The sequence below is a fragment of the Bradyrhizobium sp. USDA 336 genome, assembly GCF_044908355.1.
Lineage (GTDB): Bacteria > Pseudomonadota > Alphaproteobacteria > Rhizobiales > Xanthobacteraceae > Bradyrhizobium > Bradyrhizobium yuanmingense.
Genome location: NZ_JBIYDC010000002.1, coordinates 3,334,510 through 3,349,828, shown reverse-complemented (window position 1 = coordinate 3,349,828; position 15,319 = coordinate 3,334,510). Strand labels below are relative to the sequence as shown.

The 15,319-nt window shown below is 64.8% G+C and carries 14 protein-coding genes and 1 pseudogene; 10 read left to right on the top strand and 5 right to left on the bottom strand.

Annotated features, from left to right (window positions below; genetic code table 11):
• Positions 1-279, bottom strand: a complete 279-nt coding sequence (locus ABIA45_RS16555; protein ID WP_404652852.1) for a hypothetical protein — start codon at positions 277-279, stop codon at positions 1-3.
• Positions 280-1,090: 811 nt separating this feature from the next.
• Positions 1,091-1,849, bottom strand: a complete 759-nt coding sequence (locus tag ABIA45_RS16550) for an SDR family NAD(P)-dependent oxidoreductase (protein ID WP_157287074.1) — start codon at positions 1,847-1,849, stop codon at positions 1,091-1,093.
• A gap of 161 nt (positions 1,850-2,010) precedes the next feature.
• Between ABIA45_RS16550 and ABIA45_RS16545 the strand changes: the two genes are divergently transcribed.
• The 6 genes and pseudogenes from ABIA45_RS16545 (at position 2,011) to ABIA45_RS16520 (ending at position 7,876) form a co-directional block, all read left to right on the top strand.
• Positions 2,011-3,276, top strand: coding sequence for an extracellular solute-binding protein (locus ABIA45_RS16545; RefSeq protein WP_404652851.1), 1,266 nt, complete (start codon positions 2,011-2,013; stop codon positions 3,274-3,276).
• A gap of 2 nt (positions 3,277-3,278) precedes the next feature.
• Positions 3,279-4,217: a carbohydrate ABC transporter permease gene (locus ABIA45_RS16540; protein WP_404652850.1), complete on the top strand. Its 939-nt coding sequence runs from the start codon at positions 3,279-3,281 to the stop codon at positions 4,215-4,217.
• A pseudogene (locus ABIA45_RS16535) lies at positions 4,210-5,056 on the top strand (carbohydrate ABC transporter permease). The gene ABIA45_RS16540 and the pseudogene ABIA45_RS16535 overlap by 8 nt, the downstream one beginning before the upstream one ends.
• Before the next feature lie 21 nt (positions 5,057-5,077).
• The gene (locus ABIA45_RS16530) at positions 5,078-6,175 is read left to right on the top strand and encodes a Gfo/Idh/MocA family protein (RefSeq protein WP_404652849.1); all 1,098 of its coding nucleotides are present in this window, start codon (positions 5,078-5,080) and stop codon (positions 6,173-6,175) included.
• Positions 6,176-6,185: 10 nt separating this feature from the next.
• Positions 6,186-6,830 (top strand): ThuA domain-containing protein, encoded by a 645-nt coding sequence (locus ABIA45_RS16525; RefSeq protein WP_157287089.1) that lies wholly within the window; start codon positions 6,186-6,188, stop codon positions 6,828-6,830.
• Positions 6,827-7,876, top strand: coding sequence for a LacI family DNA-binding transcriptional regulator (locus ABIA45_RS16520; protein ID WP_404652848.1), 1,050 nt, complete (start codon positions 6,827-6,829; stop codon positions 7,874-7,876). The genes ABIA45_RS16525 and ABIA45_RS16520 overlap by 4 nt, the downstream gene beginning before the upstream one ends.
• A gap of 2 nt (positions 7,877-7,878) precedes the next feature.
• Here ABIA45_RS16520 and ABIA45_RS16515 read toward each other — a convergent pair whose 3' ends face one another.
• Positions 7,879-8,766 carry a VOC family protein gene (locus ABIA45_RS16515; RefSeq protein ID WP_404652846.1) on the bottom strand — a complete coding sequence of 296 codons (888 nt, stop codon included), beginning with the start codon at positions 8,764-8,766 and terminating at the stop codon, positions 7,879-7,881.
• Between the two features lie 274 nt (positions 8,767-9,040).
• On the opposite strand from ABIA45_RS16515, the gene groES reads away from it, so the two are divergent.
• The 3 genes from groES to ABIA45_RS16500 all read left to right on the top strand — a co-directional run bounded on the left by groES (position 9,041) and on the right by ABIA45_RS16500 (position 11,423).
• Positions 9,041-9,355, top strand: a complete 315-nt coding sequence (groES, locus tag ABIA45_RS16510; protein WP_036020204.1) for a co-chaperone GroES — start codon at positions 9,041-9,043, stop codon at positions 9,353-9,355.
• Positions 9,356-9,391: 36 nt separating this feature from the next.
• Positions 9,392-11,011: a chaperonin GroEL gene (gene groL, locus ABIA45_RS16505; protein ID WP_404652844.1), complete on the top strand. Its 1,620-nt coding sequence runs from the start codon at positions 9,392-9,394 to the stop codon at positions 11,009-11,011.
• Positions 11,012-11,090: 79 nt separating this feature from the next.
• Positions 11,091-11,423, top strand: coding sequence for a hypothetical protein (locus tag ABIA45_RS16500; protein WP_128262510.1), 333 nt, complete (start codon positions 11,091-11,093; stop codon positions 11,421-11,423).
• Positions 11,424-11,773: 350 nt separating this feature from the next.
• On the opposite strand, the gene rpoH is transcribed toward ABIA45_RS16500, so the two are convergent.
• Positions 11,774-12,655 carry an RNA polymerase sigma factor RpoH gene (gene rpoH, locus ABIA45_RS16495; RefSeq protein WP_404652842.1) on the bottom strand — a complete coding sequence of 294 codons (882 nt, stop codon included), beginning with the start codon at positions 12,653-12,655 and terminating at the stop codon, positions 11,774-11,776.
• Between the two features lie 376 nt (positions 12,656-13,031).
• On the opposite strand from rpoH, the gene ABIA45_RS16490 reads away from it, so the two are divergent.
• Entirely contained in the window at positions 13,032-13,265 is a 234-nt protein-coding gene (locus ABIA45_RS16490; RefSeq protein ID WP_128262508.1) for a hypothetical protein, read from the top strand.
• A 6-nt stretch (positions 13,266-13,271) separates the two neighbouring features.
• Here the strand turns inward: ABIA45_RS16490 and ftsH are convergent, their stop codons facing one another.
• The gene (gene ftsH, locus ABIA45_RS16485; protein WP_404652841.1) at positions 13,272-15,113 is read right to left on the bottom strand and encodes an ATP-dependent zinc metalloprotease FtsH; all 1,842 of its coding nucleotides are present in this window, start codon (positions 15,111-15,113) and stop codon (positions 13,272-13,274) included.
• Between the last annotated feature and the right edge of the window lie 206 nt (positions 15,114-15,319).

The following is a 15,319-nucleotide window of genomic DNA, read 5'->3' as shown; positions in this document are numbered from 1 at the left end:
CTAGGGGCACGAGGCGGTCGGATCGCGCTTCGGGCAGCGGCCATCGGCGGCTGCGCCGAGCTGACGGCCGAGCTCGGCCCTGAGAGCCTCCTTGTCCCATTCGGCGCCGTCGCATCTGACGATTCGCTTGGCGCGCTCGAAGGCGTGACTCTCGGCGGCGTCATCGCCGATGCGGACGACCACGTCCCGATGGAACGGGCAGGCCGTCGTCGCGCGGGTCGTCTCCAGGGCGTAGCGCACGACCTCGGTGAGATCGTCGGTGTCAATGTCGGCAAGCATGTCGGTTCTCCTGATCGGCGTCCTCCCTTGTCCAGACCATGCACTGGCTTCGACGAAAACCGGCCTCGGGCTCGATGGGAGCGCCGAGGCCGATTGTTCGCGTGGCTCTTCCATCCAGGGTCTGAACTCGTCCAGCAAACCCGCGCTGCCGATCTTCGTTCCATCGAACTCTTCGGCGGAGCCGCTCTCCGGCCTGCTCCATGTTCGCGGTCTTCTGCACTCTCCGTGAAAGCGGCGCCGGGAGGGCCTCGAAATCCAAACGTCGCTCGCTCCGGCAAAGGGGACCTCGAAAAAGCGTTCCCGATGCCGACACAAGACTATCGTCGGCGTCGCAAACATGACTTGATCCAGCTCAAAGGAGGCGGCGGTATTCGACCGAACGCTTCTCGATCGGCAACCTGCTTACAAGCGCTGCGCGATGTCTTCACCGCTGCCCACGTCAATCCGTTCAGGACATCTGCGTAAGTATTGGCCCGCAATTTCCAGGTCGCCGCGCCGGGCCCTTATCTACAGCATGGAGCGCAACGTCATCTTCAAATGCCCCCGCACGGGCATGAACGTGCAGCACTGGATTCCCGGCACAGCCTCCGACGCCGCGGACACGCACGTCCCGGTCCGGTGTCCCGCTTGCGCCTCGCTGCACTTCGTGGGTGTCGCCAGCGGCAAGACCTTGAGCGAGGGCATCGGTCGGCCTCGCGCGATCACGCACCAGCCGGTCTCGGCGACCGGCTCGATCCATCGCGTCCTTGACCCCGTGAGCTCCGCCGGGCCGCGTCCGGATCGGATCTTCCAACTGGATCCTCAAGGCATCTCAGACCCAGCCGCCATCGACGATATAGTGCTGGGCGGTGCAGGCGGAAGCCTCGTCGGAGGCGAGGAAGACGGTGAACTTTGCAACCTCGTCCGGCATGAGCCGGCGCTTTAGGCATTGTCGCTGCTGCAGCTCGATCTCGCCGGCCGGCGTCATCCATTTCTCGAGCTGGCGCTCGGTCATGATCCAGCCCGGCGCGATCGCATTGACTCGGATGTTGTAGGGGCCGTAATCGCGCGCCAGCGAGCGCGTCAACCCGATCACGCCCGACTTGCTGGCGGTGTAGGCGGCCATGCCGCCTTGTCCTGCGATCCACGATACCGAGCCGAAATTGACGATGGCGCCGGCATTCGCCGCCTTCATGTCCGGCAACACGGCCTGCGATGCGAAGAACTGGTGCTTCAGGTTCACCGCGATGCGGTCGTCCCAATAGTCCGGCGTCATCTCCTCGGTGTTGTGCCGCTCGTCATGCGCGGCATTGTTGATCAGGATGTTGATCGGGCCATGAGCCTTGCGTGCCTCGGCGACGCCGGCACGCAGCGCGGGTATGTCGGTGAGATCGACGTGCTGGAAATGCGCAGCCAGTCCCTGCTCGGACAGCTCGCGCGCCAGGCGCTGTCCCTCGTCGATCTTGATGTCGAAGAACACGACCTTGGATTTCTGCTCCGCAAAGCGCCGCACGATCGCAGCGCCGATTCCGGCTGCGCCGCCGGTGACGAGCACGACCTTGCCGGCGAGGTCGGAATAGATCGCAGCCATGGGCACCTCGTTTGTTGCGGCCGGCGCGGCAGGCCGCGTCGACTCTTTCGCAAACCATAGCCATTCCATTGGTGAGGTGCATAGATCAGAAATTGTGTTGCGCACCTCAAAAATTGAGGGCAGGATTGCGTCAAAGAATAAAAGACGGTCGGGAGGATGTGATGAGATTGCTCGGGAAACTGGGACTCGCCGCTGCCGCATGCCTGCTTTGGGCCAGTTCCGCGTCAGCCGACACCACGGTCAAATGGCTGCACATCGAGGTCAACCCGGCCCAGGTGAAGATCTGGGAGGAGGTCGCACGCAGCTATGAGGCGTCGCACCCCGGTGTGAAGGTCGAGATGCAGTTCCTCGAGAACGAGGCCTACAAGGCCAAGCTGCCGACCATCCTGCAATCGAAGGATCGGCCGCACATCATCTATAGCTGGGCCGGCGGGGTGCTGAAGACCCAGATCGAGGCCGGCGTGCTGGCAGACATCACCGATTCCGTGAAGAGCGGCGGCTACAGCGACACGATCGCGCCGGCAGCGCTCGCGGCTTTCACCAGCAACGGCAAGGTCTATGGCCTGCCGACCGCGCTCTCGCAGGTCGGCTTCCTCTACAACAAGGATTTGATGGCCAAGGGGAATGTCGACGCGACCAAGATCAAGACATGGGACGATCTGCTCGGCGCAGTGAAAGCGCTGAGGGCCGCGGGCGTGACGCCGATCGTGGTTGGCGGTGCCGACAAATGGCCGCTGCATTTTTACTGGACGCATCTCGCAGTGCGCATCGGCGGCAAGCCGGCCTTCGATGCCGCACTGAAGGGTGAGAATGGCGGGTTTGCCGGCGAGACCTTTCAGAAATCCGGCGAGTTGTTCAAGCAGCTCGTCGATCTCCAGCCCTTCCAGAACGGCTTCCTCGGGTTCAAGAATCCGCAGGCCGTCGGCTATTTCGGCGACGGCAAGGCTGCGATGATCCTGGCCATCTCGTCCTTCTATCACACCCAGCGCGCGCTTGCCGCCGACAAGGTCGGTCTCAGCGACGACAAGCTTGGCTGGTTCGATTTTCCGGTCGTACCCGGCGGTAAGGGCGAGCCGTCAGACACGCTCGGCGGCATCACCGGCTGGTTGATCACCAAGGGGGCGCCCAAGGAAGCTACCGACTTCCTCAAGTTCTTCATCTCCAAGGACGTGCAGGCGCGGCTTGCAGCCGGCAACTTCATCGTTCCCGTCGTCAAGGGCGGCGAGGCCGGTCTCAACAGCGCCTTCATGAAGCAGATCGCGGCCAATCTGGCGAAGTCCAACTATCACCAGAACTTCTATGACCAGAGCCTCGGCCCGTCGGTCGGTCGCGTCGTCAACGACGTCACAGCGGAGATCGCCGGCGGCAGCATGAGCCCGCAGAACGCTGCGAAAGCCATCGAAGCGGCCTACAAACAGGGTAACTGATTGTGGCGCGTCGGATCGCGATCGCCTCGCCGATGAACGTTGCTGGCGAGGCGGCTCCTCAGACGCTGCGTGGCCCAGGCTGGGACGGACGCTTCACCGTCCTGATCCTGTTCCTGCCGCCCGCGCTGCTGCTGTTCACGCTGTTCGTGGTGCTGCCGATCGGCGAGGCCGCCTGGTACTCGGGCTTCAACTGGAACGGTTTCGGCAGGCCGACGAACTGGATCGGCTTCGACAATTACCGCTTCGTGCTGGAGACGCGGGCCTTCTGGCTCGCGCTGCGCAACAACGGGCTGATCATCGCCGTTTCGCTCGCCATCCAGCTGCCGCTTGCGCTGACGCTCGCCCTCATGCTGGCCGAACGCTTTCGCGGCGCCGTGGCGCTGCGCATGCTGTTCTTCATGCCCTATATCCTCGCCGAGATTGCGACGGGCCTGATCTTCAGCTTCGTCTATGACGGCGACTACGGCCTCGTCGCCTCGATCTGGCGCACCTTCGGCGCCGAGCCTCCGCATTTGCTGGCCTCGACCGACACGGCGATGCTGGCGGTGCTGATCGTGGTGGTCTGGAAGTATTTCGGCTTCCACATGATGCTGTTCATCGCGGCGCTCCAGAGCCTCGACAAGAACCTGGTCGAGGCCGCCCGTATCGACGGCGCGACGCGGACGCAGACGCTGCGCCACGTCGTGATCCCCTTGCTCTATCCGACCATCCGCCTGTCGGTGTTCTTCGCCATCATCGGATCCCTGCAGCTGTTCGATCTCGTCATGCCGCTGACGCGCGGCGGACCGGCCGATTCCTCGAACACGTTGGTGAGCTTTCTCTACAACAACGGCATCTCGCGCATGCGGGTCGGCTATGGCAGCGCCATCGGCGTCATCCTGTTCGCGATCTGCGTGACCTTTGCCTTCACCTACAAGCGATGGTTCATGCGCGATGAATAGTGCCGGGGCTAGAAACGCATTCGATCCCGCCGTGCTGTTCAAGGCGCTGTTCCTCGGCCTGGTCGCGATCTTCGTCCTGGTGCCGCCTGCTCGCGACCCTGCTCGGCGGCTTCAAGTCGCTCGGCGAGCTCCGTGTCAATCCATTCGGCCTGCCTGCACAATGGGAGTGGCAGAACTACGCCGACATCCTGTTCTCGGCGCGCTACTGGGAGCTCCTGCGCAACTCGTTGATCATCTCGACGCTGGCGGTGACGCTGACCCTGATCACGGCTTCGATGGCCGCGTTCACCTTCGCCCATGTCAGGTTCTTCGGCTCATCGATGCTGCTCAGCTATTTAACGCTGGGCCTGCTGTTTCCCGCCGCGACCGCCGTGCTGCCTCTGTTCATCAAGGTACGCGATCTCGGCCTGCTCGATACCTATTTCGGCGTCGCGCTGCCGCAGGTGGCGTTCAGCCTCGCCATGAGCGTGCTGCTGCTACGCCGCTTCTTCAAGGACATTCCATACGAGCTGCTCGAGGCCGCTCTCGTCGACGGCTGCAGCTACATCAAGTTCTTCCGCTATGTGACGCTGCCCTTATCGCGGCCGATCCTGGCGACCGTCGGCACCATCACCTTCGTCAACAGCTGGAATGCCTATCTGCTGCCGCTGGTGATGCTGAATACGGATGCGCTGTATCCCTGGCCACTCGGCATCATGGTCTACCAGGGCGAATACTCGTCCGAATGGCACCTGATCCTGGCCTTCATCACACTCACCATCCTGCCCACGATCATTCTGTTCCTGCTGGCCCAGAAGCACATCGTGGCCGGCCTCACCGCAGGCGCGGTCAAGGGATGAGCCGTATTCTGAGGAGATAACATGAGAAAAGTCGGCATCGGAATCATCGGTTGCGGGGTGATCAGCACCGCCTATCTCAAGGCGGCCCAGCGCTTTCCGGTCATGGAGGTCAGGGCGCTCGCCGACATGCGCAGCGAGATTGCGGAGCGCCAGGGCGCGGCATTTGGCTTGCCGGGAATGCGGGTCGACCAATTGTTGAAGCGCGACGATGTCGAAATCATCGTCAATCTCACGGTGCCGCTCGCCCACACCGATGTCAGCCTGGCGGTGCTGAACGCCGGCAAGCACGTCCATTCGGAGAAGCCGCTCGGCATCAATGTCGCCGAGGCGCGCAAGGTCATGGAGCTTGCCGCGCAGAAGAACCTGCGCGTCGGCTGCGCGCCCGACACGTTCCTTGGCGGCGGCCATCAGACCGCGCGCAAGCTTATCGACGACGGCGCGATCGGCACGCCCGTCGCGGGCAGCGTTTTCTTCGGCTGCCCCGGTCACGAGCGCTGGCATCCGGCGCCCGGCTTCTACTATCTGCGCGGCGGCGGGCCGATGCTCGACATGGGGCCGTATTACATCACCGATCTCGTGCAATTGCTCGGTCCGGTCGCCAGCGTGATGGGCTCGACCGCGCGCCCCAAAACCGAGCGCCTCGTCACCAGCCAGCCGATGAACGGCGCGCTGATTCCGGTCGAGGTCCCGACCCATGTCGCGGGGACGCTGGAGTTCGAGAGCGGGGCAGTCGTGTCGATCACGATGAGCTTCGACGTGCCGAAACATCGGCATGCGCCGATCGAGATCTACGGCGACAAGGGCAGCATGCTGGTGCCCGACCCGAATCGCTTTGGCGGCGAGGTGCAGGTGGCCAAAGCCGGCGGCGAATGGGAAGCGATGCCGCTGACGCACGGTCACGTCGAGGGCGAGTTCCGCTCGATCGGCGTCGCCGACATGGCTGGCGCGATCCTGAACGACCGGCCGCATCGCGCCAGCGGCGCGCTCGCCCTCCACGTGCTGGAGGTGATGGAGGCGTTCCAGACCTCCGCCGACGAGGGCCGCCGCGTCAGGATCGAGAGCCGCGTCGAGCGGCCGGCGATGCTGCCGGCGGGACGCGAAACCGGACAGATCGATTGAGGGAATGACCATGCGCAAGGCAATGATTGTATGGGGTGGCTGGCCGGGACACGATCCCGATCTCTGCGCGTCGATGATCCGTGGCTGGCTGAAGGCCGAAGGCTTCGAGGTGCGGATCGAAACCTCGACGGCCGCCTTTGCCGATCCCGCGATCCACGATCTCTCGCTGATCATACCGATCTACACGATGTCGAAGATCGAGAAGGCGGAAGCGCTCAACCTCTGCGACGCGGTGCGCAGCGGCGTCGGGCTTGCCGGCCATCATGGCGGCATGTGCGATGCTTTCCGCGAATCGGTCGATTACCAATTCCTGTGCGGCGGGCAGTGGGTCGCCCATCCCGGCAACATCATCGACTACAAGGTCGACTTGACGAAGCCGGACGATCCGATCATGACGGGTCTGAAGAGCTTCGAGCATCGGTCCGAGCAATATTACATGCATGTCGATCCCGCCATCGAGGTCCTGGCAACGACGACCTTCACCGGGGAGCACGCGCCCTGGATCGAGGGCGTGGTGATGCCGGTGGTGTGGAAGAAGCGCTATGGCGCGGGGAGGGTGTTCTATTCCTCGCTGGGCCACCGCGCCTACGAGCTCGACGTGCCGGAGATCCGGACGTTGATGACCCGCGGCATGCTGTGGGCCGCGCGCGAATGACTGAAGGCGCGACCCAGCCGGTGCTTCGGGCCACGCTCGAGGACGTCGCGCGCGCGGCGGGCGTTTCGCTCGCCACCGTCGATCGCGTCGTCAACCGGCGCGAGGGTGTCCGCGCCAAGACCGTCGCGCGCGTCGAGGCCGCCGTGGCAAAGCTCGGCTATCGCGCCGATCTTGCCGCGGCGCGGCTCGCCCGCGGGCAGACCTTCCGCTTCGCCTTCGTGCTGCCGATCGGCAGCAACAGCTTCATGACCAATCTCAGCGAGCAGGTCGCGCGCACCGCGGACTGGCTCGCCGGCCATCGCGGCTTCATCGACATCCACCATGTCGACGTGTTCGACCCCGATGTCCTTGCCGGTGCGCTGGAGAACCTCTCGCCGGCCTATCAGGGCGTCGCCGTCATCGCGCTCGATCATCCCCGGGTTCGCGCCGCGATCGACGAGCTCGTCGCGCGCGGGGTTGCCGTGGTCACCCTGGTGTCGGACGCGCCGAGCTCGTCCCGGGTGCATTATGTCGGGATCGACAATCCGGCCGCGGGCCGCACAGCCGCCACGCTGATGGGACGCTTCCTCGCCGGGCGCGAGGGCACCGTGGCCGTGATTGCGGGATCGTTGTCGCTGCGCGACCACACCGAACGGCAGTTCGGCTTCCACCAGATCCTGTCCAGCGAGTATGCGAACCTGTCCGCACTACCTGTCATCGAGGGGCGCGACGACAGCGACCGCACGCGGGACCTTACGGCCGCGCTGCTCGCGCGCCACGCCGACCTCCGCGGCATCTATTGCTGCGGCGCCGGAAACCGCGGCATCGCCGATGCGCTCGAGGCCTCGGGCCGCGCGCGCGAGGTGGTCTGGATCACCCATGAGCTGACCGAGCACACCAGACGGTTCCTGGTGCGCGGCACGCTCGATGCCGTCATCAACCAGGATGCCGGCCATGAGGCGCGGTCTGCGGCGCGAGTCCTGCTCGCGCATTGTTCGGGCGAGCCGATCAGCCCCGACCAGGAGCGCATCCGCATCGACATCTTTTTGCGGGACAATCTGCCGTAGAATTATCCCTCGTACTGATCCGGCCCCATCGCCCAGGACGACTCGTCGTGGCCGAAGGCATAATTGCGATTGTTGAGCGCCGGATTGCGGTTGACCATCGGCCGCATGAACATCGGATGGGTCGCCGAGCGCACCTCGTGCTCGACCGTGAACAGCTTCTTGCCGCTGTCGAGATCGACGATGTCGCAGAACCGGTACTGGTATTGATTGTCCTCGCGCGAGATCAGCTTGCGTGCAAGCAGCTTGCGGTAGGGGCCGGAGAAGTCCGTGATGTACATCTGCACGTGGTGGCCGTCATAATCGGCTTGCGGCCGGTCGGTCTCGCGAAACAACAGATGCTGGTTGCGGCCCGTCTTCACGGCGGCCACAGTGCCATCGCCGTTCCGCAAGCTCGCGGGCATGCCCATGACTTCAGGGTAGAAGGCGCAGATGCCGGCCGCCGTTCCCTTGGGCACGTCGAACTCGACATAGGGAATGCCGAGCGCGATCCGGCCGAACCGCGCGGCGTCGGGCTCAAAGCAGCGCACGCGGTTGCCCCAGGGGCAAACCGCCTCGACATGGTCGTTGTGCTCCCTGAATGCGAATGCGGTGCCCTCGAGCTTCTTCGCAACCGACGCAAGCCGCGCCAGCAGGGCCTCGCGGCCTTCGATGACGAGGCCGACGTGTCCGCGCAGCACCTGCGGCCGGCCGCTCGGCAGATGAAACTGGCTCCGCCCGGCGTTGATCCACATGTTGGTGTCGGAGACCATCAGGTAGGGATCGCGGGTGAGCCCGAGCCCGGCGACGTAGAACAGCGTGGCGAGGCGCTGGTCCGGGACCTGGATGTTGACGTGCTCGAAATGGATGGCGTTGCCGAGATCTTCTGCGGACCGGTCGAATTGCTGCGGCATGGGTGTGCACTTCTCGCTGGGGACGAACCGGTGCATCTTAAAGCATAGTTTCCGGCCGTCGAATTTTTCCGCCGGGCACGTCCTGCCGGCGCGGACGACATGCCGATTGCCGTCTCGCCAGCCGCCGCTGCTTCCGCGGAGGCGCCCTGCGACAATTTTTTCTCTGCTGTGACCCTTGAACGGAATTCGACCCGTTCCTAGGTCGTTTGCCGCCCGGGGGCCGGTTCCGGACCCGGATTTTGGACATCGCTGAACCTACCCAAGGAGGATGTGCATGCATTTCCGCCCGTTGCACGACCGTGTGCTCGTGCGCCGCATCGATGCCGAGGAGAAGACCGCCGGCGGCATCATCATTCCCGACACCGCCAAGGAGAAGCCGCAGCAGGGCGAGGTCATCGCCGTGGGACCGGGCGGGCGAAACGAGCAGGGCCAGCTCGTGCCGCTCGACGTCAAGGTCGGCGACCGGGTGCTGTTCGGCAAGTGGTCGGGCACCGAGGTCAAGATCGACGGCGAGGAGCTGTTGATCATGAAGGAAAGCGATCTTCTCGGCGTGGCCGAGCAGGCCGGCACGCTGAAGAAGGCGGCGTAACGCTGACAGTCATCGAACGGAAAGGAGTTTAACAACATGGCTGCCAAGGACGTGAAGTTCGCGACCGAGGCCCGCGAGCGCATGCTGCGGGGCGTCGACACACTGGCTAATGCGGTGAAGGTCACGCTCGGTCCAAAGGGACGCAACGTGGTTATCGAGAAATCGTTCGGCGCTCCCCGCATCACCAAGGACGGCGTCACCGTCGCCAAGGAGATCGAGCTGGAGGACAAGTTCGAGAACATGGGCGCCCAGATGGTGCGCGAGGTCGCCTCCAAGACCAGTGATCTCGCCGGAGACGGCACCACCACGGCGACCGTGCTGGCGCAGGCCATCGTCAAGGAGGGCGCCAAGGCGGTCGCTGCCGGCATGAATCCGATGGACCTCAAGCGCGGCGTCGACCTTGGCGTGGACGCGATCGTCGCCGACCTCAAGTCGCACGCCAAGAAGATCACCTCTAACGACGAGATCGCCCAGGTCGGCACCATCTCGGCCAACGGCGACACCGAGATCGGCCGTTTCCTTGCGGATGCGATGCAGAAGGTCGGCAACGAGGGCGTGATCACGGTCGAGGAAGCGAAGAGCCTGCACACCGAGCTCGAAGTGGTCGAGGGCATGCAGTTCGACCGCGGCTACATCTCGCCCTATTTCGTCACCAACGCCGAGAAGATGAAGGCCGAGCTCGAAGATCCCTATGTGCTGATCCACGAGAAGAAGCTGTCGGGCCTGCAGACCGTGCTGCCGCTGCTGGAGCAGGTCGTGCAATCCGGCAAGCCGCTCCTGATCATCGCGGAGGAGGTCGAGGGTGAGGCGCTGGCGACGCTGGTCGTCAACCGCCTGCGCGGCGGCCTGAAGGTGGCAGCCGTCAAGGCGCCGGGCTTCGGCGACCGCCGCAAGGCGATGCTGGAGGATATCGCGATCCTCACCGGCGGCACCGTGATCTCCGAAGATCTCGGCATCAAGCTCGAGAACGTCACCGTGAAGATGCTAGGCCGCGCCAAGAAGGTCGTGATCGAGAAGGAGAACACCACGATCGTCGACGGCGCCGGAGCCAGGAAGGATATCGAGGCGCGCAGCCAGCAGATCAGGGCGCAGATCGAGGAAACCACCTCGGATTACGACCGCGAGAAGCTGCAGGAGCGCCTCGCCAAGCTCGCCGGCGGCGTCGCGGTGATCCGGGTTGGCGGCGCGACCGAGGTCGAGGTCAAGGAGCGCAAGGATCGCGTCGACGACGCTCTGCATGCGACCCGGGCCGCGGTCGAGGAAGGCATCCTGCCGGGCGGCGGCGTGGCACTGCTGCGCGCGCTCAAGGCGCTCGACGGCGTCAAGACCGCCAATGCCGACCAGAAGGCGGGCGTGGACATCGTGCGCCGCGCCATCCAGGTCCCGGCGCGGCAGATCGTGCAGAATGCGGGTGAGGACGGCTCCGTCGTGGTCGGCAAGCTGCTCGAGAACCAGACCTACACCTGGGGCTTCAATGCCGCGACTGGCGAGTACCAGGATCTGGTGCAGGCCGGCGTGATCGATCCTGCCAAGGTCGTCCGCACCGCCTTGCAGGATGCGGCCTCGGTGGCCTCGCTGCTCATCACGACCGAAGCGCTGGTGGCCGAGAAGCCGAAGAAGACGGAAGCGCCGAGCGCTCCCGCGATGGACTTCTAAGGACGGGCGAGCCCTGCCGAACGGCCGGGCTCGTTTGCCATGGATCTGTGACTGTGTTCTCGAACGAAAGGAGGATGAAATGATCAAGGATCGTGCTTTCTCCGCTCGCGGGGAAACCACTCGGAAAACGTTGCGGCGGCTCGCCGCCTTGGCCGTTGGGGCTGGCCTCTCGCTGGTGCCCTTTGCGGCCTTTGGCGCCGAAAGCGCCGGCCCTGCCGCCAAGACGGCGGACAGTTTCGAGCGGCTCGCCTTGCCGCCGATCCCGTACCTGGACACGATGCCGTGGTCGAGCTGGGACCGGGGCGGCCCGACCATGAAGGTGGACACATTGCTGCCGGTCCTCGGGCCATCCGGGATCCGGCTCGACCTCACGCCGCCTGATCGGGACAGGCCGGAGCCTGCCACCAGCTGATACGGGGGGGCGGCCGGCGAGGCCGCTCCTCGTCCTTGTCAACCGCTCACCGCGCGCGAAAGGAGAATCATCAGATGAGAGGCATTGTCCTCGCCGTCGCTTTGTTGGGCATGGCCAATGTGCTCCAGGCCAAAGAGGCCGACACTCCCCGCGGAGAGGCGCGGATTTAGGCCGGGCCCGCCCGGCAGCTCGCGACCAGTTCCGCTGGGGCGTCTCGGAGCAATCCTGAGCAGTCCGGCCAGACTGAGCGCAGGAGCCGGGAGTTTTCGCCCGAACGCCTCATCCCGGATATCTGCAGAGGATGCTGATCGGCCTTGGCCGATCAGCATCCTCTTTCCGCTCACCTAATGTCACGTCACGAGGCGCGCCTCATCGAGACGCGCGAACATCTTCGCCTTGAGCCGCTGCAGCGCGCGCTGCTCGATCTGCCGGACGCGCTCGCGCGAGATGGCGAACTTGCCGGCGAGCGCATCCAGCGTCTGCTGCGGCTCGCCGAGATATCGCGCCTCGACGATGCTGCGCTCCCGCGGTGTCAGCGCAGCGAGTGCATCGGCGAGGGCAGTCTTGGTGCGTTCACGGTCGGCCGCGTCCAGCAGCAGGCTCTCCGGATCGGGAGAGGGATCCACCAGCCGGTCCTGCCATTGGTCGCCTTCCGCCTCGACGCTGATCGGCGCGTTGAGTGAGATGTCGCCGCGCAGCCGGCCGTTCATCTCGGCGACGTCGGCTTCCCTCACGTCGAGATGTTTGGCGATAGTTGTCAGCTGATCCGTCCGGAGATCGCCATCCTCCGCGACCCCAAGTCTGCTCTTCAGCTTGCGCAGGTTGAAGAACAGCTTCTTCTGCGCAGCAGTGGTGCCCAGCTTGACGAGCGACCATGATCGCAGGATGTATTCCTGAACCGAGGCCTTGATCCACCAGGAGGCGTAGGTCGCAAGCCGGAAGCCTTTCTCGGGATCGAACCGCTTGACGGCCAGCATCAGCCCGACATTGGCCTCCGAGATGAGGTCGGCGATGGCGAGGCCATAGCGGCGATATTGCAGCGCGATCTTCGCCGCGAGCCGCAAATGGCTCGTCACCAGCCGATAGGCGGCGTCACGATCGCCGCAATCGCGCAATCGCCTCGCATAGTCGGCTTCCTCCGATGCCTCGAGCAGCGGAAAACGATGGATCTCCTTAAGATAGCGGGATAGCCCGCTTTCCCCGTGAAGGGCAGGAAGTGAGGCAACCAACATCGCGCCCTCCCTCACGAGCACCGTTCGCCCCGATCAGGGGCGCCTTGCCGATCCAAGCGATAATCTGAGTGAAGCGCCGAGAGCGGCGCGGTCCGAGCGCAGTCAGGTTTCATGGCCAAATCCTCGTTAGAGCAAGATGGTTGGACCACCGCGAACCTGATCCGCTGAGCCCGATCATGGCACCCAGACGCCTCAGGCCGGTGGGCGCCACTAGAATTTGGAAATGGCCGGAATGTTCCAGCGTGAACGGTCGTGACGGAAATTGCGATTGCCGTATGCCTTTGCCGCTGCAGACAGGCTCTTGAAACGCGGAGCCTTCATTCCAATCTGGTCCACGCAGGCGCCGATGAGGCTGCACGCATGCTTGGTTCGTGGGATGGATGACTATCGTGATCTCGTGAGCGCAGCTCTTGCGCTGTTCTGCGCCGGCTTGATGTTGGTGGCCGGCCATCTCCTGATCGAATGGCACGCCAGAAGCACCGATCCCGGCATCGGGATCGAGGCGCCGAAGCGCGAGGGCGCGCCCGCGCCGCTCATCTCGAACGGTTCGCCGCCGGACAGGCGGATGATCGAGCTTCCCGCCGAGATCAGGCGCAAGCGCGCCGCGTGAGTGGCCCTAGATCGCCCGCAGCCCTTCCTTGGGCATCTCCCGGATCAGCACATCGATGTCGCTCTGCTCCAGCGTTTCCTTCTCGAGCAGCTTCTTTGCGGCGCGGTCCAGGATCGGCCGCCGCGTGGTCAGGATGCCCTGGGTGCGCTGGAACACCTGGTCGACGATGGTTTTCACCTCGTGGTCGACCGCGGCGGCGGTCTCCTCGGCATAGTCGCGCTCGCGCGTCGGATAGGGGCGGTCAGGGCCGGCCAGGAAGTTGCCGAGATCACGCTCATAGGCGACGCTGCCCAGACGCTCCGACATGCCGTAACGCGTCACCATGCTGCGGGCGATGTCGGTGACGCGGCGCAGATCGTCCGCCGCACCGGTCGACAAGTGCCCGAACACGATCAGCTCCGCGGCGCGGCCGCCGAGCAGCACCGCCATCTTGTTCTCCAGCTCCTCCTTGGTCATCAGGAAGCGGTCCTCGATCGGCCGTTGGATGGTGTAGCCGAGCGCGCCGACGCCGCGCGGGATGATCGAGACCTTGTGCACGGGATCGGTCCCCGGCAGTGAGAGCGCGACGAGGGCGTGCCCCATCTCGTGATAGGCGACGATCTCGCGTTCCCTGGCATTGAGCAGGCGGTTGCGCTTTTCCAGCCCGGCGACCATGCGCTCGACCGCATTGTTGAAATCGCTCATGGTCACCGCTTCGGCGGCGCGGCGCGTCGCCAGCAGCGCGGCTTCGTTGACGAGATTGGCGAGATCCGCGCCCGTGAAGCCCGGCGTCAGCGCGGCAACGGCGTCTGCGTCGACATTGTCGGCGAGGCGCACCTTCTTCATGTGCACCTTGAGGATCTCGATGCGGCCCTTCTTGTCGGGGCGGTCGACCAGCACCTGGCGGTCAAAGCGGCCGGCGCGGAGCAGGGCGGGGTCGAGGATTTCGGGCCGGTTGGTGGCGGCGAGGATGACGAGGCCAGAGCGCGAATCGAAGCCGTCGAGCTCGACCAGCAGCTGGTTGAGCGTCTGCTCCTTCTCGTCATGGCCGCCGGCGAACGGGCCGATGCCGCGGGCGCGGCCCAGTGCATCGAGCTCATCGATGAAGATGATCGCCGGCGCCTTGTCGTGCGCCTGCTGGAAGAGGTCCCGCACCCGCGCGGCGCCCACGCCGACGAACATCTCGACGAACTCCGAGCCGGAGATCGAGAAGAACGGCACTCTCGCCTCGCCGGCCACGGCCTTGGCGAGCAAGGTCTTGCCCGTGCCTGGCGGGCCCACCAGCAGCACGCCTTTCGGCATGCGGCCGCCGAGGCGACCATAGTCGGTCGGGTTCTTCAGGAAATCGACAACCTCGCGCAGCTCGTCCTTGGCCTCGTCCACGCCGGCGACGTCGGCAAACGTGACGCCGGTGTTGGATTCAACGTAGACCTTGGCCTTGCTCTTGCCGATCGCCATCAGCCCGCCGCCGATCCCGCCGCCCTCGGCCATGCGGCGGCCGATGTACCACCAGACGCCGAAGAACAGCAGAACCGGCATGACCCAGGACAACAGGTCGCGCAGAAACGTGCTCTCGATCTGCCCGGTGAAACGAACGTTGTGCTTCTCGAGCTCCTGGGCGACGTCCTGGTCGACGCGCGTGGTGACGAATTGCTTCTGGCCGCCGGACAGCGGCTCCTTCAGCGTGCCCTGCAAGGTGCGGTCGGAGATGCCGACCGTCTCGACTTTCCCCTGGCGCAGCAATTGCTGATATTCGCTGTAGGGGATCACCGCGATCTGGTTCGCCGCCGAGATCAGATACTGAATCAGGAAGACCGCGAAAATTGCGGCGATGGCGTATCCGATATTGAAACGGGCATTCTTGTTCATGGGGAGGCCAGATCCGATCGTGTTACGCGGGCCGGGCTAACGTCGAGGCGCATTTTGGCGCGCTCGCTCGGGCCCGGTGCGCCTCCGGACCTGCATCTTAGCGACAGAACTTCTCCTGCTGCCATCGGTTCCAGTCATCCCAAACGCGGGCTCGGCAGCGCCGTACGCAGGCGATCGAGATGCCGGGCAGCGATAAGGCCCGGTTG

Excerpts from the sequence above, each read along its gene's own strand:
- ABIA45_RS16550 (WP_157287074.1), bottom strand. The coding sequence starts at position 1,849 with ATGGCTGCGATCTATTCCGACCTCGCCGGCAAGGTCGTGCTCGTCACC.
- ABIA45_RS16490 (WP_128262508.1), top strand. The coding sequence starts at position 13,032 with ATGGATGACTATCGTGATCTCGTGAGCGCAGCTCTTGCGCTGTTCTGC.
- ABIA45_RS16500 (WP_128262510.1), top strand. The coding sequence starts at position 11,091 with ATGATCAAGGATCGTGCTTTCTCCGCTCGCGGGGAAACCACTCGGAAA.
- ABIA45_RS16545 (WP_404652851.1), top strand. The coding sequence starts at position 2,011 with ATGAGATTGCTCGGGAAACTGGGACTCGCCGCTGCCGCATGCCTGCTT.
- ABIA45_RS16520 (WP_404652848.1), top strand. The coding sequence starts at position 6,827 with ATGACTGAAGGCGCGACCCAGCCGGTGCTTCGGGCCACGCTCGAGGAC.
- rpoH (WP_404652842.1), bottom strand. The coding sequence starts at position 12,655 with ATGTTGGTTGCCTCACTTCCTGCCCTTCACGGGGAAAGCGGGCTATCC.
- groES (WP_036020204.1), top strand. The coding sequence starts at position 9,041 with ATGCATTTCCGCCCGTTGCACGACCGTGTGCTCGTGCGCCGCATCGAT.
- ABIA45_RS16530 (WP_404652849.1), top strand. The coding sequence starts at position 5,078 with ATGAGAAAAGTCGGCATCGGAATCATCGGTTGCGGGGTGATCAGCACC.
- ABIA45_RS16555 (WP_404652852.1), bottom strand. The coding sequence starts at position 279 with ATGCTTGCCGACATTGACACCGACGATCTCACCGAGGTCGTGCGCTAC.
- ABIA45_RS16525 (WP_157287089.1), top strand. The coding sequence starts at position 6,186 with ATGCGCAAGGCAATGATTGTATGGGGTGGCTGGCCGGGACACGATCCC.
- groL (WP_404652844.1), top strand. The coding sequence starts at position 9,392 with ATGGCTGCCAAGGACGTGAAGTTCGCGACCGAGGCCCGCGAGCGCATG.
- ftsH (WP_404652841.1), bottom strand. The coding sequence starts at position 15,113 with ATGAACAAGAATGCCCGTTTCAATATCGGATACGCCATCGCCGCAATT.
- ABIA45_RS16515 (WP_404652846.1), bottom strand. The coding sequence starts at position 8,766 with ATGCCGCAGCAATTCGACCGGTCCGCAGAAGATCTCGGCAACGCCATC.